Annotated in this window: 14 protein-coding genes; 5 read left to right on the top strand and 9 right to left on the bottom strand. The window is 70.0% G+C overall.

Annotated features, from left to right (window positions below; translation table 11 throughout):
• Nucleotides 1–98: 98 nt before the first annotated feature.
• Complete coding sequence (locus WMF12_RS28770; RefSeq protein WP_437850535.1) at nt 99–6,143, bottom strand: AAA family ATPase; 6,045 nt, start codon at nt 6,141–6,143, stop codon at nt 99–101.
• A gap of 134 nt (nt 6,144–6,277) precedes the next feature.
• Nucleotides 6,278–7,363, bottom strand: a complete 1,086-nt coding sequence (locus tag WMF12_RS28765; protein WP_437850533.1) for a P1 family peptidase — start codon at nt 7,361–7,363, stop codon at nt 6,278–6,280.
• A 451-nt stretch (nt 7,364–7,814) separates the two neighbouring features.
• On the opposite strand from WMF12_RS28765, the gene WMF12_RS28760 reads away from it, so the two are divergent.
• Nucleotides 7,815–9,116 carry a PAS domain-containing protein gene (locus tag WMF12_RS28760; protein WP_437850531.1) on the top strand — a complete coding sequence of 434 codons (1,302 nt, stop codon included), beginning with the start codon at nt 7,815–7,817 and terminating at the stop codon, nt 9,114–9,116.
• A gap of 98 nt (nt 9,117–9,214) precedes the next feature.
• Here WMF12_RS28760 and WMF12_RS28755 read toward each other — a convergent pair whose 3' ends face one another.
• Nucleotides 9,215–10,075 (bottom strand): helix-turn-helix domain-containing protein, encoded by an 861-nt coding sequence (locus WMF12_RS28755; protein WP_437850529.1) that lies wholly within the window; start codon nt 10,073–10,075, stop codon nt 9,215–9,217.
• A gap of 81 nt (nt 10,076–10,156) precedes the next feature.
• On the opposite strand from WMF12_RS28755, the gene WMF12_RS28750 reads away from it, so the two are divergent.
• Nucleotides 10,157–11,152, top strand: a complete 996-nt coding sequence (locus tag WMF12_RS28750) for a quinone oxidoreductase family protein (protein WP_437850527.1) — start codon at nt 10,157–10,159, stop codon at nt 11,150–11,152.
• 72 nt (nt 11,153–11,224) lie between these two features.
• Here WMF12_RS28750 and WMF12_RS28745 read toward each other — a convergent pair whose 3' ends face one another.
• The 3 genes from WMF12_RS28745 to WMF12_RS28735 form a co-directional block, all read right to left on the bottom strand.
• Nucleotides 11,225–12,211 (bottom strand): HTTM domain-containing protein, encoded by a 987-nt coding sequence (locus tag WMF12_RS28745; protein ID WP_437850525.1) that lies wholly within the window; start codon nt 12,209–12,211, stop codon nt 11,225–11,227.
• A 4-nt stretch (nt 12,212–12,215) separates the two neighbouring features.
• Entirely contained in the window at nt 12,216–13,004 is a 789-nt protein-coding gene (locus WMF12_RS28740; RefSeq protein WP_437850523.1) for a DUF5819 family protein, read from the bottom strand.
• A 233-nt stretch (nt 13,005–13,237) separates the two neighbouring features.
• On the bottom strand, nt 13,238–13,645 hold the full coding sequence (locus tag WMF12_RS28735) for a hypothetical protein (RefSeq protein WP_437850521.1): 408 nt from the start codon (nt 13,643–13,645) through the stop codon (nt 13,238–13,240).
• 569 nt (nt 13,646–14,214) lie between these two features.
• Here WMF12_RS28735 and WMF12_RS28730 point away from each other — a divergent pair.
• The gene (locus WMF12_RS28730) at nt 14,215–14,508 is read left to right on the top strand and encodes a hypothetical protein (RefSeq protein ID WP_437850519.1); all 294 of its coding nucleotides are present in this window, start codon (nt 14,215–14,217) and stop codon (nt 14,506–14,508) included.
• A 188-nt stretch (nt 14,509–14,696) separates the two neighbouring features.
• Here WMF12_RS28730 and WMF12_RS28725 read toward each other — a convergent pair whose 3' ends face one another.
• On the bottom strand, nt 14,697–15,176 hold the full coding sequence (locus tag WMF12_RS28725) for a YbhB/YbcL family Raf kinase inhibitor-like protein (protein ID WP_437850517.1): 480 nt from the start codon (nt 15,174–15,176) through the stop codon (nt 14,697–14,699).
• A 51-nt stretch (nt 15,177–15,227) separates the two neighbouring features.
• A complete protein-coding gene (locus WMF12_RS28720; protein WP_437850515.1) occupies nt 15,228–16,571 on the bottom strand; it encodes an erythromycin esterase family protein in 1,344 nt (447 codons plus the stop codon).
• Nucleotides 16,572–17,871: 1,300 nt separating this feature from the next.
• On the opposite strand from WMF12_RS28720, the gene WMF12_RS28715 reads away from it, so the two are divergent.
• Nucleotides 17,872–18,987 carry a glucuronyl esterase domain-containing protein gene (locus WMF12_RS28715; RefSeq protein WP_437850513.1) on the top strand — a complete coding sequence of 372 codons (1,116 nt, stop codon included), beginning with the start codon at nt 17,872–17,874 and terminating at the stop codon, nt 18,985–18,987.
• 2 nt (nt 18,988–18,989) lie between these two features.
• Nucleotides 18,990–19,277 carry a glucuronyl esterase domain-containing protein gene (locus tag WMF12_RS28710; protein WP_437850511.1) on the top strand — a complete coding sequence of 96 codons (288 nt, stop codon included), beginning with the start codon at nt 18,990–18,992 and terminating at the stop codon, nt 19,275–19,277.
• A 62-nt stretch (nt 19,278–19,339) separates the two neighbouring features.
• On the opposite strand, the gene WMF12_RS28705 is transcribed toward WMF12_RS28710, so the two are convergent.
• Entirely contained in the window at nt 19,340–20,359 is a 1,020-nt protein-coding gene (locus WMF12_RS28705) for a hypothetical protein (RefSeq protein ID WP_437850509.1), read from the bottom strand.
• Nucleotides 20,360–20,575: the final 216 nt, after the last annotated feature.

The following is a 20,575-nucleotide window of genomic DNA, read 5'->3' as shown; positions in this document are numbered from 1 at the left end:
GGCGTGCTGCGGTTCAACTTGGTACATTGCCAAAAGCGCTGCGACCCGTCACGAGCAAACGGCGCGGAGCAGCGCCGGCTTCGGCTCCCGGTGAACGCTCATGCCGGCGGGAGAAAGGTGCCCTGGCCTTCCGTCTCCGCCTCCGGCGGGTGCAAAGGCAGCTCGACGATGAACGTGGCGCCTGCGCCCGGCTTGCTCTCGACGCGGATGGTACCGCCGTGGGAGGTGACGATCCATCGAACGATGTAGAGGCCGAGGCCGAGGCCGCCGAAGTTGCGGACGGAGACGGCGCGCTCGAAGCGCTCGAAGATCCTCGCCTGGTCGGCCTCCGCGATGCCCATGCCATGATCGCGGACGACGAGCACGGCGCGAGCGCCCTCGCGGCGCGCGATGACGTGAATGAGGCCTCCCGCGCCGTATTTGAGCGCGTTGGACAGGAGGTTGATGAGGACCTGCTCCATGCGAGACGGATCCCAGTGTCCCATCACGGGCTCGTCCAGCTCGAGCTGGGTGCGGCAGCGGGCGTCGGTGAGCTGCTGGTGCATCCGCTCGACGACCTCGCGCGCCAGGGCCGCCAGATCGACGGGCGCGCGAGAGAGGGTGAGCCGGCCGGCGTTCAGGCGGGTGACGTCGAGCAGCTCGTTGACCAGGTGGGCGAGGCGCGCGATCTGTCGGTTGAGGAGCTGGATCGCGGCGTCGATGCGCTCCGGAGCGACCTCGGCGCGCTGGAGGCGGGGCAGGAGCCGGGCGAGCAGGTGGGCTTGCATCGTGAGCGAGGTGAGCGGTGTCTTGAGCTCGTGCGAGGCGACGAGGAGGAACTCGTCGCGGCGCTCGATCGCCTCCTGGGCCTCGGCGAACAGGCGGCTGTTGTCGAGGGCGAGCGCGGCGCGGCTCGCCAGCTCCTGGGCCAGCCACAGGTCGGCGGGGCCGTAACGGTGCCGCGGCGCGGCCGCCAGCAGGGTCATGACCCCGAAGCGCCGGTCGCGCGCGAGGAGCGGGACGCGGAGGAAGGAGTGAACGCCGAGCGGATCGAGGAGAGGTGCGGCGCGGACGTCGCCTATCTCGGGCCGGTCCGGCGACGCCGCCGCCAGAGGCCGCAGGGCGTCCGTCACCGCGCCTGCGAGCTCGGCCGGCATCCCCGCGGTGACCGCCCGCCCCGGGGCGTCCTGGGCGAGGTCCACGTCGATGACGCATCGGTCGGCCAGCGCCGGCAACGCGAGCTGCGCCACGCTCTCGAGGGTGGCGCCGTAGCCGAGGGCCATGAGCTTGCGGCTCGCGTCGGCGAGGAAGCGCTCGGCGAGCTCGGCGCGCTTGCGCTCGGTGATGTCGGTGGAGATGCCGCAGACCACGCCGGGCATGACGCTCTCGCCGAGCGGGAACTTGAGGGAAAGGTAGATGCGCGGCTCGCCCTCTTTCGTCATCACCTCCTCCTCGAACTCCAGGGGCTCGCCCGCGTCGAGCACCCGCCGGTCGTTGTCTCGGAGGACCTTGACGTCCGCACCACGATAGACCTCGGCGTCGGTCTTTCCGAGGAGCTCATGGCTCGGCACGCCGGCGACGTTCCCTGCGTGGCGGTTGGCGAGCAAATACCGGCCTTCGCGATCCTTGAGGAAGATGGCCGCGGCGGAGTTGTCGACGATGGCCTGCAGCGTCACCTGGTTGGCCTTCAGCGCCTGCTCCGCCCGCCGCCGCTCGGCGTTCTCCTGCTCGATGTCGGTATAGAGCATGGCGTTCTCGAGCGAGATGGCCGACTGCGAGGTGAGCAGCTCGAGCACGGTGAGCCGCCCGGGGGTGAACGCCCCGGCCACGAGCCCGTTCTCCAGGTAGAGCACGCCGAGCAGCCGGGCCTGCCGCATGATCGGGAGGCACAGCACCGATCTCGGCCTCTTGCGGCCGAAATACTCGTCTTCCGAGAACGGGTGCCTGGCCGTCGCGTCGTCGAGCAGCACGCGCTCGTGGCTGCGGAGGACATAGTTGAGAATGGATTGCGGCAGCGCCGCCGCCTCGCCCGCGTCGAGCAGCCGCGCCGCGCCCCTGGACGTCGCGATCGCCGCCGCCGTCGACAGGCGCTCTTCCCGGACCAGGAGCACGACCCCCTCTCCGGCGCCCGCGTGCTCGACCACGATGCGCAGCAGCATCTCGAGCAGGCGCGGGAGCTTGAGCTCGCCCGAGATGCTCTGAGAGGCCTTGACGATGGAGAGGACGTCGAACTGCTCGGCCCGGACGGCGAAGGTGACGGTGGGGGCGATCGGCTTTCGCTCGACGAGGAAGGGATACCGCTGGTCGAGCTGCTCGACCTTGGCGTGGGCGCCCCAGCGGAAGTAGGCGGCGCGGGCGTCCCGCAGGTAGGCGTCGGCGGGCGTGGACAGGCCGCGATCGCGGTAGAACCGGGCGGCGAGCTCGCTGGCGATGGCCTCGTGCTGGACGAAGCCGTTCTCCCGCGCCGAGGAGATGGCCTGCTCGTAGAGCCGGATGGCCTCGGGCTCATGCCCGAGGAGCCGGGCGATCTCGGCGCGGACCAGGGCGTGTTTGTGGAGGAAGTTCTCGGGGCAGCTCGCTGCCCACTCGCCGAGCTGCCGCTCGCTGTCGAGGAGGCCCTCGGGCAGCTCCTGCGCCGGCGACCGCCGCGCTTCGTGCGGCTTGGGCGGCTCGGGCGCGCCACCGTCGGCGAGGGCCGCGAGCGCGAGCGCGTGAACATAGCAGTTCTCGGCGATGAGCGCGTAGGGCTCGTTCCTGAAGGGGTGATCGACGATCACGCGCGTCGCCGCGGCGAGCGCCTCTCCGTAAGAGCCGAGGGCGAAGAGCGCCCGGGCCTTCATGCTGAAATGGAGGCCGCGGGCGCCCCGCATATCCCCCTCGTCGAGCCGCGCCTCGAAGGCCGGCGGATCCAGCTCGGAGCCGTCGAGCGTCGAGAAGCGGACCGGCCTCCCGCGCAGCGTCTGGATGACGGCGTGGGCGCTGGCCAGGACGCCGTAGGCGAACGCGTAACCGGCCTTGCGCACGAAGCGGCTGCGCTCCTCGACCTCGTGGAGGACGTCCTCCAGCGGCTCGCCGGCGAGCAGCGGGAACAGCGGAGCCCAGACGCAGTTGAAGCACGCCATGCGCATATCGCCGGACTCGACCGCGGCGCTGAACCCGGCGCGCGTGTAGGGGTACGTCTCCCGGTAGTGGCGTGTCCAGAAGACGACTTGCTGTCCGAAGATGGTGAATACCAGCGACTTCACGGTGAGGAGTTCGCTCCTGTCCGCGAGGTCGTAGCCGAGCTTGCCGAACTTGTAGGCCTCGCGGTATCGCCCGAACCGCGGGCCGAACAGCCGTGCGAAGGCCGCGTACGCGTGGGCGGAGCTCTCCGCGTTGCCGTAGCGCAGGCCGAGCTTCACCTGGCGCAGGACGATGAGGTAGTGCAGGTCCTGGTCCACGAAGATCGCGGGGCCGGCCACGGCTTGCAGCACCGCCATCACGACCTTGCACTTCGGGTGCTCCATGGGAGGCAGGCGGATGAGGTCCTCGATCGCCCGATCGCCGAGGGCTTGCCAGAGGCTCTCGGTCTCTTCTTTGACCTGCGCGTCGGTGGGGTGGAGCGGAAGATCGATATCCGAGGCGCGGAGCCACGCGAGCGCGAGGTCGACGGCGTGGTCGGACCGCCCTCGGGTCTGGTAGAAGCTTACGGCGAGCTCGACGACCGCGGCGCGATCGAGCTCGTTGCTCGCGCGCTCCAGGAGCTCCTCGAGCAGCCGCCCGGCCTCCTCCAGGCTGCCGGTGGCGTAGGCGGCGTGCGCGCGCTCGAGGCTCAGGGGATAGGCCAGATCGTACCGAGTCTCCCAGCGCTCGCGGGGATCTTGCGCGAGGAGGGCCATGCCGGCGGCGAAGAGGGCGGCGGCAGACTGGTAGGCGGCGGCGGCCTTGGCCTTCCTGCCGGCGCGGAGGTTGAGGGCGGCGAGCTCGTCGCGCTCGGCCCGGGAACGGAGGAGCGCGGCGCCGCGGTTGAGGTGGCCGACGACCTCGAAAAGCGTCTCATCGGGCTCCTCCGCGCGCCGTGCCTTCAAGAGCAGCCGGCCGATCCCGAGGTGCACCTCGGCGAGCTGCCCGGGCGGGATGAGCGAATACGCGGCCTGCTGCACCCGGTCGTGGAGGAAGCGATAGGCGCTGTCCCGGCGGAGCAGCAGCCCCTCCCGCACGGCCCCCTCGAGCGCCCCGCGGAGCGCGTCCGCCGGCCTTCGCGCGACGACCGCGAGGGTGTCGAGGTCCACGCTGCCGCCGAGGCAGGCGGCGAGCTTGAGCGCGTCGCGCGTCGGGACCGAGAGCCGATTGAGCTTGCCGGCCATCAGCTCGACGACGTTGTCGGTGAAGCCCTTGTCGCGGATGGCGGCGATGTCCCACCGCCATGCGCCCTCGTCCGCATCGAAGGTGATGAGCCGCTCTTCGTGCAGGGTGATGAGGAACTGGAGAACGAAGAAGGGGTTGCCGCCGGTCTTCTCGTGGACGAGCCGCGAGAGCGGCTCGACCTGCGCTTCGGGTGCGTGGACCGCCTCGGCGACGAGCGCCCCGACATGGGCGGCGGAGAGCGGCTCGAGAACGATGTCGCCGACGGTGGCGCCGCGCTTCTGCACCTCGGCCAAGGTGAGCCGGAGCGGGTGCGCGGGGCCGACCTCGTTGTCGCGATAAGCGCCTATCAACAGGAGGTGTGCGTCGCCGGCGAGGGTGGCGAGCTGCTCGAGCAAGAGGAGGCTGCCGGCGTCGGCCCATTGCAGGTCGTCGAGGAACAGGGTGACGGGGTGCTCCTTCCGGGCGCACGCGGCGACGAAGCGCTGGAGCGTGGCGAGCAGCCGGCTCTGGGCCTCGGCGGGCGGGAGCTCGGGCACGGGCGGCTGCGGGCCGAGGAGCAGGGCGAGCTCGGGGAGCATGTCGGTGAGCAGAACGCCGCTCGCGCCGAGGGCCTCGCGGAGGCGCTCTCTCCAGCGCTCGACCTGCTGCTCGCTCGCGCTCAGGATCTCCTGCACGAGCCCCCGGAAGGCCTGAAGGAAGGCGCGGTAGGGGACGTCGCGCTTGAGCTGATCGAACTTGCCGGAGAGGAAGGAGCCGCGCTCGCGCACGACGGGCCCGTGCAGCTCGGCGACGAGCGAGGACTTGCCGATGCCCGAATAGCCCGAGACGAGCACGAGCTCTGGCCGGCCGTTCGCGACCACGCGCTCGAACGCGGCGAGAAGCGCCTCCACCTCGCGCTCGCGGCCGTAGAGCCGCTGCGGGATCTGGAACCGATCGGAGACGTCGCGCCGTCCGAGCGGGAAGGCCTCGATGGCGCCGCTCTGGCGCAGCTGGGAAAAGCACGTGTCGAGGTCGTGGCGCAGGCCGAGTGCGCTCTGGTAACGCTCCTCGGCGGCCTTGGAGAGCAGCTTGAGGACGACGGCGGAGAGCTGGGGTGGAATCGAGGGGACGAGCGTGTGGGGCGGCCGCGGCGCCTGGGCGATGTGGCAATAGACCCACGCGACGGGGTCGCTGGCCTGGAAGGGCAGGGTCCCAGTCAGAAGCTCGTAGAAGGTGACGCCGAGGGAGTACAGATCGGTCCGCTCGTCGACGCGGCGGTTCATGCGGCCGGTCTGCTCCGGCGCCATGTAGGCGAGCGTGCCCTCGATGAGCCCGTCGTGCGCGAGCTCGTGGGCCCCGCGCGCGGAGAGGGAGGCGATGCCGAGATCGGTGATCTTCACCTCGCCGGTGTCGGGGTTGTAGAGGAGGTTCTGGGGCTTGATGTCCTTGTGGATGACGTGGTGTCGGTGGAGCTCTGCGAGCGCGGCAGCGAGGCGGAGGGCGAGGGGGAAGAAGCGCTCGATCGACATCGGGCGCGTGGGCCCGTCGCCATCGAGCAGCTGGTCGAGCGAGCGGCCGCCGAAGTCCTCGAGGACCAGCGTCATCTGGTCGCGGAACGGCTCGATCCCGTAGGCCTTGACGACCGCGGGCGACTTCAGCGCCCTGGCGACCTCGAGCTCGTGCTGGAGCCTGCGGAGGGCGCGGGGGCTGGCGTGGTCGCGCCGCAGGACCTTGAGCACCACCGGCTGGCCGTCCTCCTCGCGCCGCGCGCGGTAGAGGATCGTGTCCGCACCTTGATGCAGCACCCCCAGCACGCGGTAACGTGGACTGTCGGTCATAGAGGGAGGGTGTCCAAAGCCGGATCGGTCTCCGAGGCGCCCGGTCGATTCGTGATGTTGCCAAAAGCACCTCGCTGCGCCACGGGAAACGGCGGCGAGCTCTCGCGCCGGCCCGCCCGCGGCGGTCTCTTGCGTCATGCAGGGCGGGAGCGGCCGGACGGCCGCTGGACGCCGTGCCTCGACAGCACCTCACGGACGCGATCCAGCGGAATGGCGTCCACGGTGCGACCGCTCCCCGTGGTGGTCTCGGCCGTGAAGAGCGAGTTGTAGATGGCCTCCTCCGTCGCCTCGATCACGGCCTGAAAGAGGGCGGACGTCTCCTGGTTCGAGAGCTCCGTGATCGCGAGCCGCTTCGCGCCGGAGCGGCGCCGCACCGACGCGCTCGTCGAGAAGGCGATCGCGTAGTCGCCGGAGCCGTTCGCGCCGGAGGATCCGGTGCGCGCGAGGCCCAGGATCGCGCGGGCAGCGAGTCGCCCGAGGTTGCGATCCGACAGCGGCGCGTCCGTCGCGACGAGGATGAGGATGGAGCCGTCCCCCGCCGCCGCCTCGACCTGCGACCGGAAAGCGTACCGGCCGAGCTCCTCGCCGACGGGCGCCCCCATCACCTGCAGCACGCCGCCGAAGTTCGACTGGACGAGCACGCCGACGCAGGCCCCGCCGAGCGACGCCGGCAGCACCCGCGAGGCGGTGCCGATCCCCCCCTTCCATCCGAACGCGATGGTGCCCGTGCCCGCGCCGACGCACCCCTCCGGCGTGGGCCCCTCCCGCGCCGAGCCCAGCGCCGCGCGCACGTGCTCGGCGGTGATCGGGCGGAGCCGGACCGCATTGAGCACGCCGTCGTTGGTCTCGCCGACGACCGGGTTGAGCGAGCGCACCTCCTCCATGTCCGGCTGAGCCAGCATCCATTCGACGAGCGCGTCGGCGGCCCGGAACGCGCAAAGCGTGGTCGTGAGGAGAATGGGAGTCTCCAGCTCACCCAGCTCGCGCACCTGGGTCGCGCCGACGAGCTTGCCAAACCCGTTGCCCACGTGGATCGCCGCGGGGACGCGATCGAGGTAGAGGTTCCCCCCGTGGGGGAATACGGCGGTGACGCCGGTGCGGATCGCGTCTCCCTCGATCACCGTCGCGTGCCCGACGCGCACGCCGCCCACGTCGGTGATCGCGTTCAGCGGGCCCGGATCGAAGATGCCAGGCGCGACGCCGAGCTCACGCGCGCGCACGGCGTCTCCCGCGCGCTTCGTGGATCCGGGCGCGAAGGGCGCGCTGCCCGCCTCGTCCGGGCAGCGAGCGATCGGGCAGCGGCAGGACGAGGCGGCCAGGCGCGACGTGCGGCCCGGTGGCGGGACACGGCCGAGAGAGGGTTTCGGCATCCACGGGGAGCGGCGGTATCAACCTCCGTGCCAGGCGCGTCGGACGCCGCCCGATCAGGCCGTGTCCTTGTCGCTGCGCCGCGAGCGGCCCGAGCAGCGGTGCGAGCCGAGGTCGCGCGCCTGAGCAGGGTTTGACCAACTCGGGGTGAGCGGCGGCGCTACCCACACGAGATTGTTAAGTGTATTACATAATGGCGAGCGCCTGACGATTCCCGGAGAGCGCGTTGAAAGGTTAGGATATTCGACGGGTCGTCCGGCCCGGAGAACGCTGGGCCGCTCGTGTCGCGTAGAAGGATCCCGAATGACCCTAGATCTCGATGGGCCCGGCTCGCACGTCGGCGCCGGCCCCTTGCCGCACGTCGGCGCCGGCCCCCTGCCGCACGTTGGCGTCGACCCCCTGCCGCTCCTCTGCGCGCTCCCGGTAGCCGCCGCTGTCTTCGATGCAAAGGGAGCGCTCCGGTGCGCCAATCCCCGTCTGGAGCAGATCCTCGCGGAAGGCGCGTTCCCCGCCTGGCCGGTGTCCCTCGCGCACACGCCAGCCGTCCTGCCCGCGTCGCCCGAGGGGCTCGCCGGCGAGGCGCAGGAGGTGCTCGCAGGCATCCGCGCCGTGCTCGAAGGCGAGCGCGAGCAGGCCGGCATCGCGCTCCGGGGCGGCGCGCCCGGCGCGCCGTCCTGCGAGATCTCGGTCACGCAGCTCCGCGTCGATGGCGCGCGCGGCGCGCTCGTCTGCGTCCACGACCCGGCTGCGCCGCGCAGCACGCCAGGGACGGTGCCCATCGAGAGCTTCCTCGACACCATCATCGAGCACGTGCCGGTCTCGGTCTTCATCAAGGAGGTGACGGAATTCCGCGTTGTCCGGATGAACGGCCACTACGAAAAGGTCTTCGGCGCCCCGCGGAGCGGCGTTCTCGGCAAGAACGTCTTCGACCTCTTCCCGCATCGACTGGAGGAGGCCAGGTGGCTCGATCGCATGGATCGGGACGTGATCGAGAAGGGCGAGATCGTGGACGTGCCCGAAACGCGCATCGCCACGCCGGCCGGGGAGCGGTGGCTTCACATGGTGAAGGTGCCGCTCAAAGACGAGCACGGCGTCTGCCGCTATCTCCTGGTCATGATCGAGGACATCACGGAGAAGAAGCGCGCCAACGAGGCGGTGCAGAAAGAGCTCGCGTGGTTCGCGACGCAGCGGAAGCTCCTCGATGTCATCCAGGAGCTGTCCACGCCGGTCATCCCGGTTCACGAAGGCATCCTCGTGGTGCCCCTCGTGGGGACCATCGACTCCGCCCGCGGCGCCCAGCTCCTGGAGACGCTGCTCCAGGGCATCGAGCGCCACAGGGCCGAGACGGTGCTCATCGACATCACGGGCGTGCCGGTCCTCGACGCCGATGTGGCTGCCCGCCTCCTCCAGGCCACGCGGGCCGCCGCGCTCCTTGGCGCCACGTGTGTCCTCGTCGGGGCGTCACCCGACGTCGCCCAGACGCTGGTCGCGCAGGGGATCGAGCTGGGCAACCTCCTGACGCAGCGCGATCTCCAGGCCGGCATCCGTTATGCTCTCGCCCGTCAGGGAACAGCGATCGTCGAGCGGCGGCGCGAGCGGCGCTGATCTCACGCCGCGGCTCGCCCGGCGCCGAGCTCTTGCCATAAAAGCGCGACGAGGACGCTGGGCGATCGCGCCTCGATCAAACCCCCTGGATGGCGGCGTCAGATCGCGACGAACCGGTCGCGGCAACCCAGCGGCCGGTACATCGGCGCGATCAGGCTCGCCCCGGCCGCGCCGCGCAGCGCGGCGGGCGTCATTCCCGCATACCGCCGCACGGCGCGGCAAAGATGGCTCTGGTCGGCGAACCCGGCGTCGGCGCTCAGCGCGGCCCACGACAGGTCCTCATCGAGGCGCGTGAGCGCGCGCTGGAAGCGCCGGATACCCTTCATCTCACGCAGCGTCACCCCGTGGTGGCGCCGCAGCAGCCGCTCGGACTGGCGCAGCGAGACGCCCAGCGCGCGGGCCAGGCCGGCGGCGTCCCGGTCGGCGAGCCAGGCGTCGCGCAGCGGGGCTGGCGCCGCCGCGCGCGGCGTCAGCGCGGCCAGCCAGCGCCGCACCGCCAGCAGGCGGTCCTTCGCCGCGCCGGCGCGCTGCGCCGCCCGCAGCAACCTCGCCACGGGCGCGGCGCCCAGGACGTCGCGCAGATCGACGCGGCGATCGACGAGGCACGCGGCGTCGACGCCGAACCACTCGGGGATCGCCCAGGGCTCGATCAGGACGATCACGGCGTGCAGCTCGGCCGACAGCCGGTAGCTGAACGGCCGGGTCGCGACGCCGGACAGCCGCACCGCGCCGCCCGCGCGGTCGTCGCGCTCGCTCTGGATCTCGCCGAGCAGGCCGACGCTCAGCACCGCATGCAGCGACGGCAAGGCGCACGGCGCCGGCGGGCCCCACGACGCGACCCGCCCCGCCACGTCGACGAGCCCGGTGACGCCGCGCTGGCCGTCCCCGGGCGCGGTATGCGTGGCCAGCGGCGACGCGCGGCCGGGGCTCCTGGCGATGGCGAGCGTCGATGTCGACATCGTTCAATACAGGGCCGCCGTCGGCGGACACACTGCGCCTGAGCCGCCGCACGCCGGCGTTGTTCGAGAGGACTGCAACGCATGAAGGCAATCGGAATCCATCACCATGGCGACGCCTCGCAGCTCGTGCCGCTGGAGCTGCCCGAGCCAGCGCCCGGACCCCACCAGGTGAGCGTGCGCGTGATCGCGTCGTCGGTCAACCCGGCGGACATCCGGGCGCGCTCGGCGGCGCCCGGGCCGCGCCGCATCGAGCGGCAGTTTCCGCTGGTGCTCGGCTATGACGTCTCCGGGATCGTCGACGCGGTCGGCCCCGGCGTCGACGATCTCGCGGTCGGAGACGAGGTGTTCGGCTCACCCAGCCTGTTCGGGCAGGGCGCGAACGCGGAGCGGGTGGTGGCCGACAGCCGCACCCTCGCGCGCAAACCGGCGGCCCTCTCCCATGAGCAGGCTGCCTGCCTGTCGCTCGCGGGCGTCACGGCCTGGGAATGCCTCTCGCGCGCGCGGCCCGCGCCCGGCGCCGCGGTGCTGGTCACCGCGGGCGCAGGCGGCGTGGGCCATCTGCAGCTGCAGCTCGCGCGTCACCTCGGGCTACGGGTGGTGGCGACCGCCAGCCGACCCGAGTCGACGGCGCTCTGCCGCGACCTCGGCGCAGCGGTCGTGCTCGATCACACGACGCAGGACGTGGGCCAGGCGTGCCGGGACCTGACCGGCGGGGCGGGCGTCGCGGTGGCCTTCGACAACGCCGGTGGCCGCGCGCTGGATCAGGCGCTCGACGCCGTGGCGCCGATGGGCACCGTGGTGAGCATCGTGCCGACGCCCGCGCCGGTCGCGGACCGGCTGTTCATGAAGGCGGCGTCGCTCCTCTATCACGTGATGGGGGCCGCCACGATCTGGCGGCTCGACCCGCACGCGCAGGGCCGCGCGCTCGCCGCGGTGGCGGAGCTGGCGGCGCAAGGCCACGTCAGGCCCATCGTCAGCGCGAGCTACCCGGTGCGCGAGCTCTCGCAGGCGCACCGCGCCATCGAGTCGGGCCGCACCATCGGGAAGATCGCGATCCGCGTGGCGGAAGGCTGGTGAGGCTGGGCGGGGAGCGCTGGGGGCCGGGGGGGAGATCGGGCGGGCGCTCGAGCGCGCCCGCGCCGCGCCGCGCTACTTCGTCTGGATCCGGCGCGCGGGAAGGAGGCGCCGGAGCGAGGGCGCCTCGAAGGACACGAGCCGCCTGGCGAACGCGCCGATCGCCCGGTATTCCGCGTCCGCGATGAGCGCCAGCTCGACGCTGATCATGAATACTGCGAACGTGCCGAGCCCCATCATGACGGCGATGCCGGCGTGGAACAGGAACGCCGCGGCGAGCGAGAGCCTGCGTGTGTGCCGGTTCAGGGCGAACAGGAACGGGAAGCTGAGCTGGAACCCGACCGTCACGTAGGTCAGCGCCGTCACCACCGCCACGCTGCGGGAGAGGCTGTCGCTGTGGCCGGGCCACGTGAACTCGCCGACGCGGGTGATGTAATAAAGGGCCGTCCCGTTCTGCCACAGCTCCCCCTGCACCTTGTAGAGCCCCGCGACCCCGTAGACCAGGCACACCTGGACGGCGCAGGCGAGGATCGCCGCGTTGTGGAGCATCCCCTTGATCCGCTGGAGCTCCCCGCCGCGCTCCCGCTGCGCGCGGAGGCGATCGGCGTCGAGCGAGAAGTACGCGCCGAGCTCGGCGAAGATGCCGTACAGCAGCGCGAGCCGGACGAGGTTGTCGCCGCCGTCGAGCAGGACGGGGTTCCGCTGATGCAACGACCAGAGCCCGACATACGTGAGCAGCGACATGAGCCGCGTGCGGAAGCCGATCACCCACAGCGCCGCGAACAGCATGGCGAGGTGGAAGACGACCTCGAAGTAGAGCGGCGACCTGCTGAGCAGGTAAATCGAGAACGCGCCGTTGCTGTGGGCCTCCTCGAGCGACCGCGCGAAGGGCCACACCCCCTCGGGGCCGTAGAGGTAATGGCGCTGGAAGTAGTTGGCCAGGTAGAGGTGGAGGATGGTCAACCCGGCGACGATCCGGAAGAGGCTGGCCCCGATGAGACAGCGCTCGCGGCTCGTGAGCTCCACGATGCGGTGCCAGCGTGCGTTCAGCTTGCTCAGCATGGCGTCACCTCTCCTCCGCGGACGCCGCCCGGAGGGCCACGGGCGTCTCGGGTCTGTCCTCGGTCGTCGCGTCCAGCGGCGCCACCGGTCGATGGGGAGCCCAGTCGAAATCATAGTACGTCATTTCACCCTTCGAGTCGGGCAGGTCGCGCCGGGAGAAGCGCGGGAATTTCAGCACCGCCAGGCGCAACCGCACCGCCGCGGTGCGGCTCGGGCCGTACAGGCTGTCACAGTGCGCGGAGCCGGCCCGCTCCAGGACGGTCTTGCCGAGCTGAAAGCCGGCGTCCTGCTCCTTCTTCACCTCGTCCCTGAGCATGTCGGCCACCTGCGCATCGGGCGCCTCGGCGCCGCCTCCGCCCGCCTGCGCGCGTGTGCGCTGCTGATCGAGCTTCTTCGCCATCTGCAGCGACGTCGGATCGACGGTGTAGATCATGCGCGCCGCGCCCGTCACCGATCGTCCGAGGCGCGTCGCGGGGCCGAGTCGGTTCTCCAGGTGGGATTCCCAGTAGGGGGTCGTGATATCGGTCCACCCGGTCTCGGTCGTGCTCCCGTCCGGCTCGTGAACGCGGCAGGCGACCATCACGAGGCGCGTGTCGGTGATGGGATCGGGGGCGAAGAGGTGCCAGTTCTGCTCGAAGAACGGGTTCATGTACCCGCTGATGAGCCGCGCGAAGCGGAGCTGGAGCGGGTTCTGCGGCGTCAGGTAAGCGAGTGTCATCGCGAAATGAAAGCAGAGCGCCGCGGCCAGCAGCGCGGGCGCGGACGTCGAGAGCACACGGAGTAAACGGCGCATGGTTTCGTCCATCCCGGGTTCGGGGTCGTCGGAGAGGAGGCCGCGCGCCGCCGGAGCGCCGCGCGCGGCCCGTGGATGCTCCGGCCCCAGCGGGCCGGCCGGGGCCGCTTGTGGCCGCCGGGGTGCGGAGTGGGGCGGAGCCCCGAGGAAACCAGCCAGGTCCGCCCGCGCGAAGCCGCCGCGAAGCGGCGCAGAGGTCCGGCCATTCCTGGCCGGACCTCTGGCCGGTGGAACTAGTTGTCGAAGAGGATGTCGGCTTGACCGGACGCCGGCGCGTCGTTCATCGCGATCCTCCTCCAGCCTCCATGGCCCCGGCCGTGGCCGCGGCCATGGAAGCCCCCTGCGTTGGCCGTCGCGACACCGACGTTGCCGTACCCGCCGGCCTGGGCGACCGACGACTGGGCGACGGATCCCGAGGTCCCGATCGCGATGCCCGCGATGCCGATGTTCGTCGAGGTGGCCACGTTGGCCCCAGGGTACCCGTAATACTGCGCCACCTTCTCGGGCGTCCCGGCGCTCGCGTCGGGGTGAAGGGCAGAGCGACCCTTCAGGCTCGAGGTGGCGGGCGTCGCCGCCTGCGCCATCGCCACGCCGACGAACAACGACATACCAGCGACCGCGGTGATGATCTTTCGTGTCATGTTCTTCCTCTTTCGTTCGATCTCGTGATGGTTGATGGTCAGAGAGGCCAGACATGCCAGCTGCGTTTGCCGACCGCGCGGAGCCCCTGCGTTCGAGCAGCTCCACCGGACTCGGAGCATCAAGCCAGCTCGCGGGTCATGTGCCCCTGTGTGCTGCGTGACCAAAGAGCACTCGTCGTGCCAGCCGCGTTCTCCGCTGGCCCAGCGCGCGACGCGCCCTCTCGTCGCGCCAAGTTGAGGCCGCGGCCGCTCGGCGGCGGTATCCGCCCGCGGTCGGCTTGCGTGTTCGAGCAAACCATCGCGCGCAACCCTTTGCTCGGATTGTCGCGTTCGAAGCGACGATCTCGCCGCCCGTGGTGAGGATGCGGCAGGGCAGGCGGGCTCAACCAGCGCAGCCGGGCTGGCTGCGCCGTTTGAACATCGCGGACACACGCGGGGCAGCGCTCCCGTACCTGCCGTGGCGCCGCGAGCTCGGCCGCCGGCCGCGCCATTCGGCACGCCGCGTGCCTCGGCCCCTGCCAATCAATGATGCCCGATCATGGAAGCATCGCTGACCAGGAGGAGTGAAGATGAGCGGTACGCTGTTATCGGTGTTCGTGTTGTCGATGCTGCCCGCTTCCGCGGCGCTCTGGAGGAGCGCGGCCGCGGAGGCCGTGGACGGCAGAGCAGGGGCGTCGGTCGACGCCAATGAGCCTGATCCTTGGCAGGCCAGCGACGCTGAGGTCGCGGCGGGCGGCGAGGATGACTCCATTGCCTCGTGCGTCGCCACCTGCCCGAAGGGCGATAAGGTCGTCACGTGTCCTGAGGGAGTGTGTCAGTGCCACTGTGACGATGGCGGTCGCCCGGTCTGCAAGTGCGAATGAGCGCACGCCGAAGGCGCGTCCATGGCGCATAGCGAGGTGTAGATTCGTGTGATACGGGCTCATCCGCCAGGCAGGCGAGCGAAGCCTACAAAAGTACGCCGCAGCGAGCCGAACGACGCGGATGAGCCCGCAGCGCGCGAAGGCTCGCGCGAGGTCGAGCGCGAGGGGCGGCCGATGGCGCTCGGCTCCTACGAGCCGCCCCTCTTCTGGTACGTCCCGACGAGCTCGACATGCGCGAGGACGTGTCCCTCCATCGCCTTCTCGAGCTCCACCTTCGTGAGCCCGCCTCGCGGGGGCAGCACCGTGTCGAGCGCATACAGCTTGAAGAAGTAACGGTGCTTGCCGATCGGCGGGCACGGGCCGCCGTAGCCGGCGCGCTTCCAGTCGTTCCTTCCCTCGAGCGTGCCCGTCGGCAGATCGGCCTTGCGCGCGCCCTCGGGCAGGCCGCCGGCGTCGGGCGGGATGTTGTAGAGCACCCAGTGGACCCACGTCGTCTTGGGGGCGCGTGGATCGGGCGCGTCCGGGTCGTCGACGATGAGCGCAAGGCTCCTCGTGCCGCCGGGGATACCCGACCAGGAGAGCGCGGGCGGCACGTCCTTCCCCTCGCAGGTGTGCACGATCGGGATCACGTCGCCATGGTGGAAATCGGGAGATTGTAACGAGAGCATCGGCTCACCTCGCCCAGCGCGCTTTGCACTGCGCGCGCCATGCAGCCGGCGTCACACGCCGGAGGGGTAGGTCTCCGGCGGCTCCTTCTCGGCCCGCGGCGCGATGTGCAGGGGCCGGACGGCCTGTGACTCGTCGACGAAGACGAGCGCGTCGTAGCGGCGCGGCAGCACCGTCGGCACGTAGTTCCCGTACCCGTCGTACTCGGGGTGGTAGACGACGCCGACGGCGCGGTGGCCGCGCCAGGCCAGCGACTCCTGCGGCAGCCTCCCCGGCTCGAAGATCAGCAGCTGATCCCGGCCGCCCGTCTCGTGCAGCAGGTCCTCCCAGCTCTCGGGCCGCCCGACCGGCAAGCGCATCACCTCCATCGGCGCGTCCCACGCCCGGGCGGCGATCACCGTGCCGCGGTGGGCGCCGAAGGCGACGAGCGCGACGCGCTCCTCCCCGTGGCGCTCGCGGGCGAGCTGGCCGAGGTTCACCTCGCCCCGCTCCGCCATGTCGGTGAAGCGCGCGTCGCCGATGTGCGTGTTGTGCGCCCAGACGATCGCGCGGCCGCGCGGGCCGTGCTGCTCGAGCAGCCGATCGAGCGTCTCGGCCATGTGCCGATCGCGGACGTTCCACGACTCCGCGTCGCTTCGCACCATCGCCCGGTAGTAGGCCTCGGCGTTCTTGACCACGAGCGCGTTCTGCTCGGCGACGAAGTGCCCGTCGCGCCCGTCGGCGCCGAACTCCGGCGTTCTCCTGCGCACCTCGGCGAGCAGCTTGACGGCCTCTGCCTGGCAAGACTCCGGCACGAGCACCGTCGCCCGGGCGTACTCCTGGGCATCGTCGGCATACGGCTCGAAGCAGCGCAGCGCGCGCCGCGCGGCCGGCAGCGCGTCGGGGGCGGCCCCCTCCAGGTAGCGCATGACCTCGCGGAGCGAGTCCCAGAGGCTGTAGACGTCGAGCCCGTAGAAGCCGACCCGCTGCTCCTCGGGCCGCCCCTCGTTGTGCCTGCGCAGCCACTCGACAAGGTCGGCGACCTCGTCGTTGGCCCACATCCAGGTCGGCCAGCGATCGAAGGCGCGCAGCACCGCGCGGGCGCTGCTCCCCGCGTCCGCGTAGCCCTTCACATAGCGGTTGACGCGGTAGCAATCGGGCCAGTCGCCCTCGACGGCGATGAAGGAGGCCCCCGCTTCGACGATCAGCCGCCTGGAGAGCGCTGCGCGCCACGTGTAGAACTCGCGCGTCCCGTGCGTCGCCTCGCCCAGGAGCGCGCAGCGCGCGTCGCCGATGCGCTCGATCAAGGGGTCGAGATCGGCCGTGGAGCGCAGCGGCCGAGCCAGCGCGCGGAGCGCGGCCAGGAGGTCGGGCGTCGCGCGCGTCCCCGGCTCGATGAGGCGTTGTAGTCGAGCCATGATGGGATCCTCCTGGGGCGCGGCGGCGGAACGGCAAGCTCGCGCGGGGTAAGGGCGAGCGTGCAGGCCGCCTGGTGACGGAAGAAGGGCCGCCCGGTGCCGCTGAGCCCGTGCCTCCGCGGGCGCATCGCCGCCGGAGTCCGGTTCGTCCTCCGACGACGAGCAGACGACCAGACACTGCGTCAACGCGACGCGACGACAAAAGTCTCGCTAACGAGTGTCGCTTCCTCGGATGCCCCGCAGGTGCGAGCTTTCGCGAGGTGTTCCCGGAGACGATCCGGATCACATCGACTACAAGCTTGTTGAATATTTGCATCCGGACCAAACGCTGCCCGCTCCGGTCGTACGATTCCCAGCGATAAGCGTGATCGAACCGCCCTCCGCTGGGAATGGGCATCTGGTGATGTCGTTCCGGCCAGCGTTCTCCAAACCTCCCCCTAACCGCCCTCCTCCCCTGTTCGTCGCGCGCGGCCCCAGCGACAGCCCCGAGACCACCGGCTCCGAGGCGCTTCCCTCCGGACCCGGCTGGACCGGAGGCGTCGTCCGGGAAGAACTTCTCCTCATCGAGCGACGTCCGCCCACCGCAGGCGACTGCAGAGAACCCGGCGAGGAAGCGAAGAGCTCGTGCTCGATCGGAGCGCATAACCAGATCCGGGACTTGCGCCCCCAAGCCCCGGGAGCGCCGTTCTCATAGCTCGATTGACGGGTCCTTGGCTTGACGGCGGACGATTCGCACCGCGCCCTGGAACTTCTCGTTCACGTGCCATTGGCATAGTCACAGCGCAAATTCGCATACGTTACGAAAGCAGCGTCACCAACGCGAAAAACGCACCAACTTCCCTATCGTCTGCTATAGATGCGGCGGTTTGCCCGCGTGTCACGTACTACGTGTCAAGGACCGCGTGTCGCATTCCGCCACTGCCCTCGAAACATGGAGGCCTTCATGTCTGTCCGTTCTCGTGCCTCGCGCAAAATAACCGCTCTCGCGATCCCCGTCCTCGCCCTCTTGAACTTCCCTGGCTGCGCTTCAGAAGTAGGAACCGGCGGTGCCGGGGGTGATGCTTCGGGCTCAGGCGGCGGGACACCGAGCGGGAGCGGGGGAGTCACCTCGGGTGCAGGCCCCGCGACCAGCGGTGCTTCCTCGACCAGCGGAGGTGCCGGTACGGGCGGCGGTGCTGCGACGAGCGGAGCCGGCACGGGCGGCTCCCCGACTGGCGGGGCCAGCACGACCAGCGGGACTGGCGAGGCAAGCGCGACCACCGGGACTGGCGGCGGCGAATTCACGTGTGTCCTGCCCACTTTGCCTGAGCCGAGCGGTCTGACCGAGGTAAACGAGAAGCTCCCGGATCCGTTCACGTTCTTCAACGGAACGAAGGTCACGACCAAGGAGCAGTGGGAGTGCCGCCGCAAGGAAATCCTGGCCATGGCAGCCAAGTACCTTTACGGTCCGGTCCCCGCCGAGCCGGATGAGGTGACCGGAACCGTGTCCGGAGGTACGGTTTCAATCACCGCCAAGGTGGGTGGAAAATCAGAGACCTTCTCGGCGAGCATCAGCGGATCCGGCAGCGTGATCGCTCTCAAGTTGTCGGGTGGGATCTTCCCGTCAGGCAGCAAGACGCTGTCGTTCGGAAGCGGCTTTGAAGGCAAGATAAGAAATCTTTTCGGCTTGTCCGAGGTCAACACCAACGTCGCCAACGGGTGGATGATTGACCGGGTGATGGATGTGTTGGAGCAGAACCCGGGCAGCGGACACGATCCCACGAAGGTGATGGTGTCGGGGTGCTCCGGATGTGGAAAAGGTGCTTACCTGGCGGGTGTCTTCAGTCGTGCACCGGTGGTTGTCATCGTGGAGTCGGGCGGTGGTGGTGTAGCCAACTTGCGCCAGGCAGAGTGGTTCAGGCACGGTGAAGGTGGTTCTGTCTGGCAGTGCAAGGATGCCAAGCCTCAGAGCATCGACAACCTCGAGGACAGCGGTATCTGCGGACCCTGGGTGACCAGCGCGGCCCGCTGGCTCCGGAACGACCCCTCGAAGGTATACAACCTCCCCTTCGATACGCATATGCTCCTGGCGACCATCGCTCCACGGCACCTGGTGCACTTCACGAATGCCAATGGCAGGGACTCATGGTGTCACCTGGGTGGGACCTGCGAAGCGCTCTCCGCATGGGCGGCAAAGCCGGTGTGGAAAGCGCTCGGCGTTCCGGAGCGCATGGGTTTTACGATGTACAGCGCAAACCACTGCGGCGCCTCGAGCTCTCAGACCGCCCTTGCAGGCGAAATGTTCAAGCGAGCGTTCGAGGGCAACACCAGCGCAAACACGGACGTGATGAACATCCTGGACAATGGCGTTCAGCAGCCGGTCAGCGAATGGAAAAGCATGTGGATTGACTGGGATATGGATACAGTGCTGCAGTAGTGATGCCCTTGGGGGGCATGAGCGCCATTCTGGCCTTGCCCCCCATTCGGCGTGATCCCCGGGCGGCGGTCATTCGCCGTCCAGGCCCGGCTCGCTCGCCGGTGACGAGCAGACGATCAGACGCCCGAGCCTCCAAGTTCCATGGGAACGCGGAGAGTGGCGCGCTGACCGCCTGGGTCTGGAGCGCGAGCCGCATCCTCGATGCCCTCGAGACCACGCCCGGCCCCCTCCCCACCATCGGTCACCAACGTAAACGTTCGGATGTAGAAGAAGGCGGCGCGAGGCTTTGACGCCTATGCGGGCGCCCGGTCCGGTCAGCAGACGGGCGGAGAAAAGCGGAGACCCAGCTCGTTCACTCCCAGCCGGAGCTGCTTGCCGCGCCCAGGATCGCGCTCACGCCGTACACCTGGCCGCCGCGCATCTTGAACATGTGCATGTCGGTGTTCCCCATGAACATGGTAAACCCGACCCCGATTCCCCTCTCGACGTCGGCGAAGATGAGACGAGGGGGAAGCGCGGGTGACCCCGAGCCCGGCTGGCCAGGATTGCAGCTCGCGCCGGCGCTGCAGGTGAACGACCCGCCGCCGTTCTCGATGCGCTTGCAGTTGCTGACCGTGTTGCAGACGCCGCCCGGGAACATCCAGAAGTACTTTTCCATCCAGCCCTCGAGCTCGTCCCGCGAGTTGCGCTCGTTCTCCGGAACGGGCTCCTCCCACTTGACGGTATCCCCGCTCGCGATGATGGCGCCGGTGTTCGAGGCAAAATTTTGCCCGGAGACCTTGTAGTCCCCTGGCCGCACGGCGATGGTCTCGATCTCGGTGATCTCCTGACCCTGGAGCTTGAGGCGAAGGGCGAGCGGGATGTCCATGCTGCCGTCCGGCACCACGGCCTGGCTCGCAGAGCTGCAGGTCTCGGTGTCGAGCGCGCTGTGAGCGTATTTGAGCGCTCCGGCGGTCCTCCAGAGCCCTTCTTGACCGAGCGCAAGGGCTTCGCCGTTCTCGGTGAATTTTACGTTGTCGGCGAGGGGCAACGTCGACGGATCGTGCGCCGCGAGCGCTTCGAAATAGGCGTCGATCGTGCTCTTCAGGAGCTCGCGCGTGCAAGCTGTGGAATTCCCACCTCCCCCTGTCCCGCTGGTCGCGCCGGTCGCGCTGTCGCCCCCGCCTCCAGCGGACGTTCCTCCCCCGCCGGTCCCACCGGCCGGCGAATCACCGGCTCCGCTGCTGCTCGTCGTGCCGACGCTCTCGGCTGTCGACGTCGTGCCCGTGCCGCCGCTGCCGCTCGTTTCCGGCGTAGGCGGCGAGTTGGCGCCGTCTCCGCCGCAGGCGATGAGCGCGAGCAACGGCAGACAGGCAGCGAGGGAGCGACGCACAGAGAGGATGGATATCACGCCATGGTCAGCCATGTCCTCGGCTACATCTCCCACGTTGGCACGTCAAGGCCGTCTTGCTCGCAGCGGCCGCGCGCCTCTCTTCGAAGGTTGGAGTGCTCCTGCGAGATAGAGAAAAATATCGTCACAACGTGCCCGTCACACGCTGGCCCGGGCTCGCTGGTCGCCGCTGGACTGGCGCTTGCCGCTCCACGGGCG

Source organism: Sorangium sp. So ce363 (assembly GCF_051520435.1).
GTDB lineage: Bacteria > Myxococcota_A > Polyangia > Polyangiales > Polyangiaceae > Sorangium > Sorangium cellulosum_B.
This window is presented reverse-complemented; position numbering and strand designations above follow the sequence as displayed.